The organism is Methylobacterium sp. D48H (assembly GCF_053345715.1).
The window spans coordinates 102,568-115,276 of record NZ_JBKFAP010000009.1 but is presented as its reverse complement, the minus strand read 5'-3'; the positions used below and the strand labels follow the sequence as shown (position 1 = coordinate 115,276).

Here is a 12,709-nt window from a genome sequence, read left to right as displayed (position 1 = left end):
CGCGGGCGCCTCAGAGCGCCTCAGAGCGCCTCGCCCCGCATCAGCCGGGGCCGCGAGTCGCGCGCGGCCGCGGCCTCGCCGATGAAGAAGCGCTTGAGCCCCGGCAGCCTGTCCACGATCCCGAGGCCGAGGTCGCGGGCGAGCCGCAGCGGCAGGGCGTCGTTCGAGAACAGCCGGTTCAGCCCGTCGGTCGCCGCCGCCATGGCGAAGCTGTCGAAGCGCCGGGCGCGCTCGTAGGCGCGCAGCACGTCGGGGCTGCCGGGGTCGAGGCCGAGGCGCAGCGCGCCGGTCACGGATTCGGCCAGCGCCGCGGCGTCCGCGAGCCCGAGGTTGAGGCCCTGGCCGGCGATCGGGTGGATCACGTGCGCCGCGTCGCCCAGCAGGGCGAGGCGCTCGGCGCGGAAGGCGCGGGCGATGCCGAAGGCGAGGGGGTGACGGCTGGGGCCGTGCTCCAGCGCGAGCGCGCCGAGATCCAGGGTGAACCGGCGCTCGATCTCGGCGAGCACCTCGTCGGGGCCGCCGGAGAGCAGGGCCTCGGCGTCGTCCGACCGCTCGGTCCAGACGATGGAGGAGCGGTGCCCTAGGGGGCCGCCGTCCCGCAGCGGCAGGATCGCGAACGGGCCCGCGGGCAGGAAGTGCTCGAAGGCGCGGCCTTCGTGCGGCCGGGCGTGGCCGATCGTCGCCACGATCCCGACCTGCGGGTAGGACCAGCCGACCCAGCCGATCCGCGCCGCCTCGCGCAGCCGCGAGCGCGCGCCGTCGGCGGCCACCAGCAGGTCGCCCCGCAGGGTCTCGCCGGTGGTGAGCGCCGCGCGGATCGCGGCCCCCTCCGGCACCGCGCGCACGACCCCGGCGGCGACGATCGCGACCCCCGCCGCCCGGCAGGCCTCCGCGAGGGCCGCGGCGAGCGGCTCGGCCTCGATCATGTGGGCGAAGGGCTCGCCGTCGTCGCGCTCCGCGTCCGCCTCGCTGCCGAAGGTCAGGAAGACCGGCCGCACCGGGTCGGCGAGGCGGCTGTCGCTGATCACCATCTCGCCGATCGGCTCGGCCGCTTCGGCGACCCGGGCCCACAGGCCGAGGCGCTCCAGCATCCGCCGCCCGCCCGCCGCGAGGGCGTAGGCGCGGCCGCGATGCCGGGCGGGGTCGGCGGCGCCCGGATCGATCACCGTCACGGCCAGCGCCGGACCGTGGGCCTGCTTCAGGGCGAGGGCCAGGGCGAGGCTGGGCAGGCCGCCGCCGGCGATCAGGAGGCTGCGGCTGCCGGGGCGAGGCGTCTCGGCCGTCATCGGGGCGGATCTCCTAGGGGTCCCGCGCGGGACGCGTGGATTGGTTCGTCCGAAAAGCCTATGTCGCACGCGGGCAACGAACGGAAACCCCGCGGGTCATGACCGACGCCAACACCGACGCGATGACGGACGCCGTCGCCGAGCTGATCGCCATCCTCGACCTGGAGCGCCTGGAGGTCGACCTGTTCCGCGGCCAGAACCCTAAGACAGGCTGGCGGCGCGTCTTCGGCGGGCAGGTGGTGGCGCAGGCCCTGGTCGCCGCGACCCGGACGGTGCCCGACGACCGTCCCGCCCACTCCCTCCACGCCTACTTCATGCTGCCCGGCGACCCGCGCACGCCCATCGTCTACGAGGTCGAGCGGATCCGGGACGGGCGGAGCTTCACGACCCGCCGGGTCAAGGCGATCCAGCACGGGCGCGCGATCTTCGCCACGACGATCTCCTACCAGGTCGTCGAGGAGGGGCTCACGCACCAGCCGGCGATGCCGGCGGTGGCCGGGCCCGAGGGGCTCCTCGACGGCAAGGCCCTGGCGGCGGCCGGCGGCACCGGGATGCCGGAGGCGATCGCCGCCTATTTCGGCCGCGAGCGGCCGATCGCGCTGCGGCCGGTCGACCTGAACCGCTACCTGCCCGCCGGCGCGGGCGGCCGGGCGCCGGACCCGATCTTCAATGTCTGGCTGCGCGCGGCCTCGGCGCTGCCGGACGATCCGGCACTCCACCGGGCCGTGCTGGCCTACGCGTCCGACATGACCCTCCTCGACGTCTCGCTGATCCCGCACGCGCGCTCGGTGTTCGACCCGACGATCCAGGCCGCGAGCCTCGACCACGCGCTCTGGTTCCACCGGCCCGTGAAGATCGACGACTGGCTGCTCTACGCCCAGGACAGCCCCGTCGCGGGCGGCGCCCGCGGCTTCGCCCGGGGCCAGATCTTCGACCGGGCCGGCAACCTCGTGGCGTCGGTGGCCCAGGAGGGTCTGATCCGCCCGACGCGGGATTAAAACGCGTTGCCGCGCGTGTGTTGCCGGCACGCAACGGGGCGAGATGCACGGAATTGGGCAGATTGCCTCGTCTTTGTGCGGCGGCGCGACCGGACCTGCCCGCGATCTGGCCGCGTCGGGCTAATCGATGGGCAAAATGGCGACCGGCGAAAATGTTCCCGGCCAAGCTTGTCTGGCATAGTCCTTGAATAGCGGCCTTCGACCGCGGGTCATCCCGAGCCTGCGGACGGTCCGGGTCGGCTCGTCCCGCAGGTCGGGTGACGGCAACGGTTCCCGAGGACTTCGAAGGGGGCGTCGCCCATGAAAATCGTGATGGCCATCATCAAGCCGTTCAAGCTCGAGGAGGTGCGCGACGCGCTCACCGGAATCGGCGTGCACGGCCTGACGGTGACGGAGGTGAAGGGTTATGGCCGCCAGAAGGGCCACACCGAGATCTACCGCGGCGCGGAGTACGCCGTCAGCTTCCTGCCGAAGCTGAAGATCGAGGTCGCCGTCGCCTCGGACCTGACGTCCAGCGTGATCGACGCCATCGCGGGGGCCGCGCGGACCGGCCAGATCGGCGACGGCAAGATCTTCGTGATGCCGCTGGAGAAGGCGGTGCGCATCCGGACCGGCGAGACCGACGCCGACGCCCTCTGATCCGCGGCCCGGTGCGCCCGGGCCCGCCGATCCCCAGACCTCCTGAAACACTACGGACTTGAGACCGGGAGCCACGTGCCCATGAAACTTCGTCATGCCCTCATGCTCGGCTTGGGAGGGGCGGCGATCGCCGCCCTCCTGATCGAGCCGTCCCTCGCGCAGACCCCGACACCGGAAGCCGCCTCGCCGCCGCCCTCGCCGATCCCCAACAAGGGCGACACGGCCTGGATGCTGATCTCGTCGGCCCTGGTGCTGATGATGAGCATCCCGGGCCTCGCGCTGTTCTACGGCGGCCTCGTGCGCACCAAGAACATGCTGTCGGTGCTGACCCAGGTGTTCGCGATCGTGTCGATCGTCGGCCTGCTCTGGGTGTTCTACGGCTACAGCCTCGCCTTCACCAGCGGCGGCGGCCTCAACGACTTCGTCGGCGGCCTCTCGAAGGCCTTCCTGAAGGGCGTCGACGCGAACTCGACGGTCGCGACCTTCTCGAACGGCGTCGTGATCCCGGAATACGCCTATCTGTGCTTCCAGATGACGTTCGCCATGATCACGCCCGCGCTGATCGTCGGCGCCTTCGCCGAGCGGATGAAGTTCTCCGCACTGGTGGTGTTCACGATCCTCTGGGTCACGATCATCTACTTCCCGATGGCCCACATGGTCTGGTACTGGGCCGGCCCGGACGCCGTCGGCAACGCCGCGAAGGCGCTGGCCGCCGCCACCGACGACGCCTCGAAGGCGACCGCCCAGGCGGCCCTCGACGCGGTCAACAAGGATGCCGGCTTCCTCTTCCAGAAGGGCGCCCTCGACTTCGCCGGCGGCACGGTCGTGCACATCAACGCGGGCATCGCCGGCTTCGTCGGCTGCCTGATCATGGGCAAGCGCATCGGCTACGGCCGCGACCTGCTCGCCCCGCACTCCCTGACCATGACGATGATCGGCGCCTCGCTGCTGTGGGTCGGCTGGTTCGGCTTCAATGCCGGCTCGAACCTCGAGTCCAACGGCACCGCCGCCCTCGCCATGCTCAACACCTTCGTGGCGACCTGCGGCGCCGCGGTGGCGTGGCTGTTCGCCGAGTGGGCCCTCAAGGGCAAGCCGTCCCTGCTCGGCATGCTGTCGGGCGCGGTCGCCGGCCTCGTCGCGGTCACCCCGGCCTCCGGCTTCGCCGGCCCGATGGGCTCGATCGTGCTCGGCCTCGTCGCCGGCGTGGTCTGCTTCGTGATGTGCTCCACCGTCAAGAACGCGCTCGGCTACGACGACTCGCTGGACGTCTTCGGCGTCCACTGCGTCGGCGGCATCCTGGGCGCGCTGGCGACCGGCATCCTGGTCGACCCGAACCTCGGCGGCGTCGGCATCCCCGACTACACCTCGAAGCCGGGCGAGCTCGCCGTCGGTGCCTACGACATGATGAGCCAGCTCATCGTCCAGGCGGAGGCGGTCGGCCTGACCCTGCTGTGGTCGGGCATCGGCTCGGCGATCCTCTACAAGCTCGTCGACGTGACGATCGGCCTGCGCGTCACGCAGGAGGAGGAGCGCGAGGGTCTCGACATCGCCGATCACGGCGAGCGCGCCTACAACTACTGAGACGGACGGCGCGGCCCCGCGGGGCCGCGTCTCCCGAACGAGAAAACCCCGGCTCCGCGAGGACCGGGGTTTTCTGTCGCGTCAGGCCGTCATCGCGAGCGCAGCGAAGCGGCCCAGGGCAACGCTGCGGCTGGACGTGGTGCGCTGCCCTGGATTGCTCCGCTCCGCTCGCAAGGACGATGTGGGGCGGCGATCGGGCATCGACCCCGAAGCATCTACGCCGCCCGCGTCAGCGCCGCCTTCTCCTCCGCGAAGGCCCAGTCGAGCCAGGGCGTCAGCGCTTCCAGATCCGAGGTCTCCACGGTGGCACCGCACCAGATCCGCAGGCCCGCCGGGGCGTCGCGGTAGGCGCCGATGTCGAGGGCGACGCCCTCGCGGTCGAGGCGCTCGACGATCCCCGCCGCGAAGGCCGAGACCGCCGCGTCGCCGCGGGCGAGCACGTCCGGATCGGCGATCACGAGGCAGACGCCCGTGTTCGAGTAGGTCGCGGGATCGGCGGCCAGCGGCGCGATCCAGGGCGTGCGCGCGACCCAGTCGTAAACGACCTTCGCGTTGGCGTCGGCCCGCGCGTGCAGCGCCTTCAGGCCGCCGATCCGCTCGGCCCAGTCCAGGGTGTCGAGGTAGTCCTCCACGGCCAGCATCGAGGGCGTGTTGATCGTGTCGCCCTTGAAGATGCCCTCGATCAGCTTCCCGTCCTTGGTGAGGCGGAAGATCTTCGGCAGGGGCCAGGACGGCGTGTGGCTCTCCAGCCGCGCCACGGCGCGGGGCGAGAGGATCAGCATGCCGTGCGCTGCCTCGCCGCCCATCACCTTCTGCCAGGAGAAGGTCACGACATCGAGCCTGTCCCAGGGCAGGGGTTGGGCGAAGGCCGCCGAGGTCGCGTCGCAGATCGTCAGGCCCTCGCGGTCGGCCGCGATCCAGTCGCCGTCCGGCACCTTCACGCCGGCCGCGGTGCCGTTCCAGGTGAAGACCACGTCGCTGTTCTTCGTGTCGATCGCCGCGAGGTCCGGCAGGATCCCGTAGGGCGTCTGGTGAATGCGCGGCGCGATCTTGAGCTGCTTCAGCGCGTCCGTGACCCACTCCTTGCCGAACGCCTCCCAGGCGGCGACCTCGACGGGCTTCGGCCCGAGCATCGTCCACATCGCCATCTCGACGGCGCCGGTGTCGGAGGCCGGCACGATGCCGATCCGGTAGTCGGACGGCACCTGCAGGACCGTGCGGGTCAGGTCGATCGCCCGGCCGAGCTTGGCCTTGCCGAGGGGGGAGCGGTGCGACCGGCCGAGGGCGGCGTCGGCCAGCGCGGCCGGGGTCCAGCCGGGGCGCTTGGCGCAGGGGCCGGAGGAGAAGTGGGGCACGCGCGGGCGCTGCGTGGGGTGGCTGGTCATGGCGGATCCATCCTTGCAGAGGGCCGCGCTCCCGGGGGAGGCGCGTCCCGGCTCGCGCATGCGCCGAAACCGGCCGGCTTGCAAGCGCCTGTCCCGGCGGCAGTCTTCGCGGCGCTGCCCCCGGTCGGGACAGGGCCTCGGGCGGCGGGGAACAGTCGATTAATCCCGGCCCGTTAGCCTTAATGAGGTGCCGCGTAGCGTTTGAGGTGCGCCGATGAATTTCCACAGCGCCGCGATATTGGCGGTCTGGTCCGTTCTACTCTTGGTTATTGGGGCCTTAATTCCCCGCCTCCTGCAGGCGAGCCGGACACCGCGGCTGGTGCCGCAGCCGCTGCGGCTCGACCCGCCGGATTACGACCGCGACGGCCCGGTGATCGACCTCGAGCCGGCCTGACCGGGGCCGTCCCCGGGGCGCAGGTCCGGGCGCCGCTCGGCGGTGATCCGCTCGGCCTCCGCCCGCCGCCAGCGGGCGATGGCGGCGTGGTTGCCGCCGGAGAGGACGTCCGGGATCGCGCGGCCCTCCCAATCGCGGGGGCGCGTGTAGTGCGGGTACTCGAGGAGCCCGCCCTCGAAGCTCTCCTCGACGCCGGATTCCACCTTGCCCATCACGCCGGGCAGGAGGCGCACGCAGGCGTCCAGAACCACCAGCGCGGCGATCTCGCCGCCGGACAGCACGTAGTCGCCGATCGAGACCTCCTCCAGGCCGCGCCCGGCGATCACGCGCTCGTCGACGCCCTCGAAGCGGCCGCAGACGATCAGCGCGCCCGGACCCGCCGCGAGGTCGCGCACCCGGGCCTGGGTGAGTGGCCGGCCGCGGGGCGACATCAGCAGGCGCGGGCGCGGGTCGTCGGCCCCGGTCGCGGCGTCGAGGGTCGCGGCGTCGATGGCGGCGCCGAGCACGTCGCAGCGCAGGACCATCCCGGCCCCGCCGCCGGCCGGCGTGTCGTCCACCGAGCGGTGGCGGCCGAGGCCGTGCGCGCGGATGTTGCGGGCCTCCAGGGTCCAGTCGCCCCGCGCCAGGGCGTCGCCCGACAGGGACACGCCCAGCGGGCCCGGGAACATCTCCGGGTAGAGGGTGAGGATCGTGGCCCGCCAGGGCGTGTCCGCGCGCGTCATGGCGCTTGATGGCGCGCGGGGTGCGGCACGGTCAACGGGCCCGGCACCGCCGGCGCGCCCCGCGGGTTGTCGGCCATGATCCGCGCCCTCACCCTTCTCGCCACCGCCGCCCTCGCCGGCCCGGCCCGCGCCGCCGAGCCGCTGGCGCCCGCGGGCGCGCCCGCCGCCGCCTTCCCCAGGCCCGACCGGCCCGTGGCCGAGATCGTCGCGCCGCGCTGGTCCTCGGAGGCCGAGCGCGACCGGGCCGGCGAGTTCGAGCAGGTGGCCGAGGGGATGGGCATCGCGCCCGGCGAGACGGTGGCGGATATCGGCGCCGGCAGCGGCTACTACGCGGTGCGGTTGAGCCCCCGGGTCGGGCCGCGGGGCCGCGTGCTCGCCGAGGACGTGACGCCGTCCTACCTGGCGGTCTTAGAGAAGCGGGTGAAGGCGCTCGGGAACGTCACGGTCGTGCGCGGCGAGCCGCACGACCCGCGCCTGCCCGCGGGCTCGGTGGACGCGGCGATCCTCGTCCACATGTACCACGAGATCACCCAGCCCTTCGGCCTGCTCCACAACCTCGCCGCCGCGATGCGCCCGGGCGCCCGGGTCGGGATCGTCGACGCCGACGCGATCCCGTCGCGGCACGGCACGCCGCCGGCGCTCCTGCGCTGCGAGCTCGCCGCCGCGGGCTACCGGGAGACCGGCTTCCGGCCGCTCGCGGACGGGGCCTACCTGGCAATCTTCGCGGCGCCCGCGCCGGAGGCGCGCCCGAGGCCGGAGACGATCCGGCCCTGCCGCGACGACGCGACGGCGCGGTAGAAGTGGCTCAGGATCGCCAGCGCAGCTCGCGGCGCTCCAGCGGGTTGACGAACGGGCGCCCGTCGCGGGCCGATTCCAGGGCCTCGCGCTTCAGCCGGAAATACCACTGCGAGGGCAGGTCGCCCTGGCCGAACAGCACCATGGTGGGCTTGCGGTCGAGCCCGTCCTGCGCGTGCTGGAGCACCTGCTGGTCCTGGGTCAGGAACTGCCGCATCAGCGGGCGCGCGACCGGCTTGAGCAGGTTCAGGGCCGGCATGCTCCAGTAGAGGGCGTTGGTGAGCAGCGTCCGGTCCGGCGTCAGCGGCGTCGCGAAGGTGTAGTTCGCCACCCGCTTCGCCCCCGCGCGGATGCGCTCCAGGCGCACGCCGGGCAGGCGGAACTCGATCTCGACCTCGGGGATGCCGCCGAGCAGGCGGTAGACCGGCGAACTCGTCGTGGTGGCGTGGCTCGTCATCACGAAGCCGTGCGGCACCGGCTGGAAGGTCTTCACCTTCTCGCGGAGCTGCTTCGACGGCCGGAACCACCACGAATCGTGGACGAAGGCGACGTGCCCGGGATCGACGAGGCTCAGCGTCGTCAAGTCGAAGGAGGCCTCGACCTCCAGCTCGACCACGAGGGAGCCGGCCGGCTCGAACTCCAGCGCCGGCACCTCCGGCACCGCGCCCGCGGCCGGGCCGAGATGCGGGTTGACCCAGAGGAAGCCGGCGCTCTCCCGCACGGGGAAGCGCTGCACCTGGATGCGCGAGAAGTCGGCGGCGTCGTGCTCCGACAGGGTCGGGACGTCGCGGCAGCGCCCGTCGGTGCCGAAGCGCCAGCCGTGGAACGGGCACATCAGGGTGTCGCCGTCGAAGCGGCCCTTCGACAGGGCCATGCCGCGGTGGGGGCAGCGGTCGCGCAGCGCGAAGGGCGCGCCGTCGGGGGCGCGGCCCAGGACGATCTGCTCGCCGTTCAGCGCCACGGCCCGCAGGGCCGACCGGCCGCCCGCCCTGCCGAGGCTCCGGGACTGCCCGACGCAGTACCACGCGTTGCCGAGCGGCTGGCGCATCGCGTCGGGATCGAGCGCGGCCTCGTCGGCAGGGCGCGGCGGGTTGGCGAAGGGCGCGTTCAAGGCGGTTCGGGCAGACCTCGGGGCGCCCGTCATACGCCCGGCTGCCGGGACGGGGAAGCGCCGGGCTGGGGAGGACAAACGGGCGCAGGCGCGGGGCTTCACAAGCCGGGCGCGGCCACCTACCTTCGCCTCACCCGCAACCAACGAAAGGAGGTGATCCAGTGTCTCATTGTCATCAGCCGTGTGTCTCGGCTCATCGGACCTGGACCGTCGCCTCCGGCGCGTCGCTCTAAGACGCGTCAGAGACCCGATCTCGGGACAGTTCCGCCGGACAACACGGTTCGGCAATGGAAGGGCCACCCTCTCGGGTGGCCCTTCGGCGTTTCAGGGTCCGGACATGCGGTCGGCGCCGCACAGCGCCGCTCAGCGCCGCTGGGACTGGAACAGCGGCTGGGCCAGCGCCTCGGTCCGGGCGCGCCACAGGTCGCGCTCCTCGCGCAGGGCGTCGCGCTCGCCGGCCAGGGTCAGCCGCTCGGCCCGCAGGGCGTCCCGCTCGGCGATCGCCCGGTCGCGCTCGGCGCGCAGCTCCTCGCGCTCGGCCCGGAAGCGCTCCCGCTCGCCGCGGAACTCCTCGCGCTCGACGCGGACGTCCTCCTGCTCGGCCCGGAGATCCTCCAGGGAGCCGATCTCGTCGCGGATATGCTCGCGGAGCGTCCGGATCTCGTCGGCCAGGATGGCCTGCAGCTCGTCCTGGCGCTCGGCCTCGACGCGGAGCCGGGCCTTCAGCATCAGGTTCTCGGCCATCAGCTCGGCGATGTCGGGATCCTCGGCCGCGGCCCGCGGCGCCTCGGGGGCGGGGACGACGCGGGGCGACCACGCCGTCTCCCCGCCGCGCGGCCGCTTCGCCTCGGGCAGGGTCTCCTCGGGCCGGGTATCGCCGCGGGCCTCGGCCGGCGCCTGGGCCTTCATCGCCGTCAGCCAGTCGCGGAGCGGACCGGTCGCGGGAAAGCTGCCGGACTCGGTCGGCGAGTGAGAGCGGGCGGGTTCCGACATCGGCGGGCGTCCTGATCGAATATGGCCCGAAGACAATCCCAACATGCTTAACGATCGGTAAAAGTTAACACCGATCGGCGGCCCGTTTCGGCACCGCCGCGGCGCCGGCCGGGCCGAAAAATTGACTTTCCGGCCGGCTGCCGCTACGCCCCGGCCTCCCGATCCGTAGCAGATCGACCGATGCCAAGCCGACCGGTCCCGCGAGGCCGGAGGTCAACGCCCGACAGCGCGTCCGCGCCCTCGGGCGCGATGGGCGTTGGCCGATATGCGAGGACGGGATCCGCCGGCCGAGGCACCCGCATGACGCGAGATCAAGAAGCGTTGAAGATCGAGGACGCGATCAACGAGACCTGCCCGTGGTCGGGCAAGCCGATCTCGGCGGACTCGCTGACGCTCTACAACGGCGCCGTGGTGGGCTTCTGCAACCCGGACTGCCGGGACAAGTTCGCCAAGGCCGTGCGCGGCTTCGAGGCCGCCCTCCAGGCGCGCCGCGTCGAGCGCGCCGGGCTCGAGCAGTAACGGCGGGGCGTCAGGAACATGTTCGAAGGCCTGTCCGACCGCCTCTCCGGCATCCTCTCGGGGCTCACCCGTCGCGGTGCCCTGACCGAGGCCGACGTCACCGCCGCCATGCGCGAGGTGCGTCGCGCCCTGCTGGAGGCCGACGTCGCCCTCGAGGTGGTCCGCGGCTTCACCGACCGGGTGAAGGAGAAGGCCGTCGGCGCCGTCGTGCTCAAGTCGGTGACGCCCGGCCAGATGGTCGTGAAGATCGTCAACGACGAGCTCGTGGCGATGCTCGGCACCGACGCCGAGACCGTTGATCTCAACGCCCCCGCCCCGGTGCCGATCCTGATGGTCGGCCTGCAGGGCTCGGGCAAGACCACGACCACCGCCAAGATCGCCCGGCGCCTCTCCGACCGCGAGAAGCGCAAGGTCCTGCTCGCCTCGCTCGACACCCGCCGCCCGGCCGCCATGGAGCAGCTCGCGGTGCTGGCCAAGCAGGTCGGCGTGGAGAGCCTGCCGATCATCGCCGGCCAGTCGGCGGTGCAGATCGCCAAGCGCGCCATGGACGCGGCCCGCCTCGGCGGCTTCGACGTGGTGATGCTCGACACCGCCGGCCGCACCACGGTGGACGAGGGCCTGATGGCCGAGGCCGCCGAGGTGAAGGCCGCGACGAGGCCCCACGAGGTGCTGCTCGTCGCCGACGCGCTCACCGGCCAGGACGCGGTCAACACCGCCCGCGCCTTCGACCAGCGGCTCGGCGTCACCGGCATCGTGCTGACGCGTATGGACGGCGATTCCCGCGGCGGCGCGGCGCTGTCGATGCGCGCCGTCACCGGCAAGCCGATCAAGCTCGTCGGCGTCGGCGAGAAGGTCGACGCGCTGGAGGAGTTCCACCCGGCCCGCGTCGCCAACCGCATCCTCGGCATGGGCGACATCGTCTCGCTCGTCGAGAAGGCCGCCGAGACCATCGACCACGAGCAGGCGCTCCGCACCGCGGAGAAGATGCGCAAGGGCAAGTTCGACCTCGAAGACTTGTCCATGCAGCTCGCCCAGATGGAGAAGATGGGCGGCATCGGCGGCCTGATGGGCATGCTGCCCGGGATGGGCCAGATCAAGAAGCAGGTCGAGGGCGCCAACCTCGACGAGAAGATGTTCAAGCGCCAGCGGGCGATCATCTCGTCGATGACCCCGCAGGAGCGGAAGAATCCCGACCTCCTCAAGAACAGCCGCAAGAAGCGCATCGCGGCGGGCTCGGGGGTCGACGTCTCGGAGATCAACAAGCTCCTGAAGATGCACCGGACCATGGCCGACATGATGAAGGCGATGGGCCAGGGCAAGCGCGGGATCGGGCAGGCGCTCGGCTCGATGTTCGGCCTCGGTGGCGGGATGGGCGGTGGAATGCCCGGTCTCCCGCCCGGCATGCCGGAGCCGACGCCGGAGCAGATCGCGCAGCTCGAGAAGCAGTTCGGCGGCAAGCTGCCGCCGATGCCGCCGGGACTGGGCGGGGGCGGGATGCCCAAGCTTCCCGGACTTCCGGGCCTCGGCGGCCCGAAACTGCCGGGTCTCGGTGGGTTCATGCCGGGGAAGAAGAAATGAGCGTGCTCGCGGCCCAGGCCGTCGATCCCGAACTCGCGCGCCTGCGGGACAGCATCGACAATTTCGATGCGGCGCTGATCCACCTCCTCGCCGAGCGTTTCCGCTGCACGCAGCGGGTCGGCGAGCTCAAGGCCCGAAAGGGGATCCCCCCTTCCGATCCGGACCGGGAGGCCCGTCAGGTCGCCCGGCTCCGCAAGCTCGCGGTCGAGGCCAAGCTCGACCCCGACTTCGCCGAGAAGTTTCTGGCCTTCGTGGTCAAGGAAGTCATTCGGCACCACCAGTCGATCAAGGCGGACCACGAGTCCCAGATCGAGCAACAGCGAAAGTAGTCAGACCATGGCCCTCAAGATCCGTCTCACCCGCGGCGGCGCCAAGAAGCGCCCCTACTACCGCATCGTCGTCGCCGACGCCCGCGCCCCGCGCGACGGCCGCTTCATCGACAAGGTCGGCGCCTACGACCCGATGAAGGCCAAGGACGATCCGGCCCGCATCGTGCTCGACAACGAGAAGATCCAGAGCTGGCTCGCCAAGGGCGCGCAGCCGACCGACCGCGTCCTGCGCTTCCTCGACCAGGCCGGCCTCGCCAAGCGCCCGACCCGCAACAACCCGCAGAAGGCCGAGCCGGGCGAGAAGGCCAAGGAGCGCGCCGCCAAGCGCGCCGAGAAGGCCGCCGCTCCCGCCGAGGACGCCGCCGCGTAAGGCGCACCG

At 72.3% G+C, this 12,709-nt stretch carries 13 protein-coding genes; 8 read left to right on the top strand and 5 right to left on the bottom strand.

The genetic code is table 11. From position 1 onward, the window contains the following. Positions 1–20: 20 nt before the first annotated feature. Entirely contained in the window at positions 21–1,286 is a 1,266-nt protein-coding gene (locus ACLBX8_RS16945; RefSeq protein WP_447699448.1) for an FAD-dependent monooxygenase, read from the bottom strand. Between the two features lie 98 nt (positions 1,287–1,384). Here ACLBX8_RS16945 and tesB point away from each other — a divergent pair, with 98 nt between their 5' ends. From tesB to ACLBX8_RS16930, 3 genes are all read left to right on the top strand, one after another. Further along, on the top strand, positions 1,385–2,284 hold the full coding sequence (tesB, locus tag ACLBX8_RS16940) for an acyl-CoA thioesterase II (protein ID WP_447715545.1): 900 nt from the start codon (positions 1,385–1,387) through the stop codon (positions 2,282–2,284). Positions 2,285–2,584: 300 nt separating this feature from the next. Further along, positions 2,585–2,923 (top strand): P-II family nitrogen regulator, encoded by a 339-nt coding sequence (locus tag ACLBX8_RS16935; RefSeq protein ID WP_010683623.1) that lies wholly within the window; start codon positions 2,585–2,587, stop codon positions 2,921–2,923. Between the two features lie 81 nt (positions 2,924–3,004). After that, positions 3,005–4,504 carry an ammonium transporter gene (locus ACLBX8_RS16930; protein ID WP_026604842.1) on the top strand — a complete coding sequence of 500 codons (1,500 nt, stop codon included), beginning with the start codon at positions 3,005–3,007 and terminating at the stop codon, positions 4,502–4,504. A 215-nt stretch (positions 4,505–4,719) separates the two neighbouring features. On the opposite strand, the gene ACLBX8_RS16925 is transcribed toward ACLBX8_RS16930, so the two are convergent. Together ACLBX8_RS16925 and trmD are read right to left on the bottom strand one after the other, a co-directional pair. After that, a complete protein-coding gene (locus tag ACLBX8_RS16925) occupies positions 4,720–5,889 on the bottom strand; it encodes a phosphoserine transaminase (protein WP_447699446.1) in 1,170 nt (389 codons plus the stop codon). Between the two features lie 351 nt (positions 5,890–6,240). Next, a complete protein-coding gene (gene trmD / locus ACLBX8_RS16920) occupies positions 6,241–7,005 on the bottom strand; it encodes a tRNA (guanosine(37)-N1)-methyltransferase TrmD (protein ID WP_447699445.1) in 765 nt (254 codons plus the stop codon). 75 nt (positions 7,006–7,080) lie between these two features. Here trmD and ACLBX8_RS16915 point away from each other — a divergent pair, with 75 nt between their 5' ends. Next, complete coding sequence (locus tag ACLBX8_RS16915) at positions 7,081–7,803, top strand: class I SAM-dependent methyltransferase (protein WP_447699444.1); 723 nt, start codon at positions 7,081–7,083, stop codon at positions 7,801–7,803. 7 nt (positions 7,804–7,810) lie between these two features. Here ACLBX8_RS16915 and ACLBX8_RS16910 read toward each other — a convergent pair whose 3' ends face one another. Both ACLBX8_RS16910 and ACLBX8_RS16905 read right to left on the bottom strand, forming a co-directional pair. Then, positions 7,811–8,848 (bottom strand): aromatic ring-hydroxylating oxygenase subunit alpha, encoded by a 1,038-nt coding sequence (locus ACLBX8_RS16910; RefSeq protein ID WP_447699497.1) that lies wholly within the window; start codon positions 8,846–8,848, stop codon positions 7,811–7,813. Between the two features lie 426 nt (positions 8,849–9,274). Next, a complete protein-coding gene (locus tag ACLBX8_RS16905; protein WP_100251408.1) occupies positions 9,275–9,904 on the bottom strand; it encodes an ATPase in 630 nt (209 codons plus the stop codon). A gap of 300 nt (positions 9,905–10,204) precedes the next feature. On the opposite strand from ACLBX8_RS16905, the gene ACLBX8_RS16900 reads away from it, so the two are divergent. From ACLBX8_RS16900 to rpsP, 4 genes are read left to right on the top strand one after another with little or no spacing between them, the layout of a single operon-like run. Beyond that, positions 10,205–10,423, top strand: coding sequence for a glutathione S-transferase (locus tag ACLBX8_RS16900; RefSeq protein ID WP_026604841.1), 219 nt, complete (start codon positions 10,205–10,207; stop codon positions 10,421–10,423). 18 nt (positions 10,424–10,441) lie between these two features. Beyond that, a complete protein-coding gene (gene ffh / locus ACLBX8_RS16895; protein WP_042675612.1) occupies positions 10,442–12,001 on the top strand; it encodes a signal recognition particle protein in 1,560 nt (519 codons plus the stop codon). Continuing rightward, positions 11,998–12,330 (top strand): chorismate mutase, encoded by a 333-nt coding sequence (locus ACLBX8_RS16890; protein ID WP_012320554.1) that lies wholly within the window; start codon positions 11,998–12,000, stop codon positions 12,328–12,330. Before ffh ends, ACLBX8_RS16890 begins: the two co-directional genes overlap by 4 nt. A 7-nt stretch (positions 12,331–12,337) precedes the next feature. Beyond that, entirely contained in the window at positions 12,338–12,700 is a 363-nt protein-coding gene (rpsP, locus tag ACLBX8_RS16885; protein WP_020092607.1) for a 30S ribosomal protein S16, read from the top strand. The last annotated feature ends 9 nt before the right edge of the window (positions 12,701–12,709 follow it).

Bases quoted from the DNA above. Each gene is read 5' to 3' on its own strand.
- ACLBX8_RS16945 (WP_447699448.1), bottom strand. From the start codon at position 1,286: ATGACGGCCGAGACGCCTCGCCCCGGCAGCCGCAGCCTCCTGATCGCC.
- tesB (WP_447715545.1), top strand. From the start codon at position 1,385: ATGACCGACGCCAACACCGACGCGATGACGGACGCCGTCGCCGAGCTG.
- ACLBX8_RS16935 (WP_010683623.1), top strand. From the start codon at position 2,585: ATGAAAATCGTGATGGCCATCATCAAGCCGTTCAAGCTCGAGGAGGTG.
- ACLBX8_RS16930 (WP_026604842.1), top strand. From the start codon at position 3,005: ATGAAACTTCGTCATGCCCTCATGCTCGGCTTGGGAGGGGCGGCGATC.
- ACLBX8_RS16925 (WP_447699446.1), bottom strand. From the start codon at position 5,889: ATGACCAGCCACCCCACGCAGCGCCCGCGCGTGCCCCACTTCTCCTCC.
- trmD (WP_447699445.1), bottom strand. From the start codon at position 7,005: ATGACGCGCGCGGACACGCCCTGGCGGGCCACGATCCTCACCCTCTAC.
- ACLBX8_RS16915 (WP_447699444.1), top strand. From the start codon at position 7,081: ATGATCCGCGCCCTCACCCTTCTCGCCACCGCCGCCCTCGCCGGCCCG.
- ACLBX8_RS16910 (WP_447699497.1), bottom strand. From the start codon at position 8,848: ATGCGCCAGCCGCTCGGCAACGCGTGGTACTGCGTCGGGCAGTCCCGG.
- ACLBX8_RS16905 (WP_100251408.1), bottom strand. From the start codon at position 9,904: ATGTCGGAACCCGCCCGCTCTCACTCGCCGACCGAGTCCGGCAGCTTT.
- ACLBX8_RS16900 (WP_026604841.1), top strand. From the start codon at position 10,205: ATGACGCGAGATCAAGAAGCGTTGAAGATCGAGGACGCGATCAACGAG.
- ffh (WP_042675612.1), top strand. From the start codon at position 10,442: ATGTTCGAAGGCCTGTCCGACCGCCTCTCCGGCATCCTCTCGGGGCTC.
- ACLBX8_RS16890 (WP_012320554.1), top strand. From the start codon at position 11,998: ATGAGCGTGCTCGCGGCCCAGGCCGTCGATCCCGAACTCGCGCGCCTG.
- rpsP (WP_020092607.1), top strand. From the start codon at position 12,338: ATGGCCCTCAAGATCCGTCTCACCCGCGGCGGCGCCAAGAAGCGCCCC.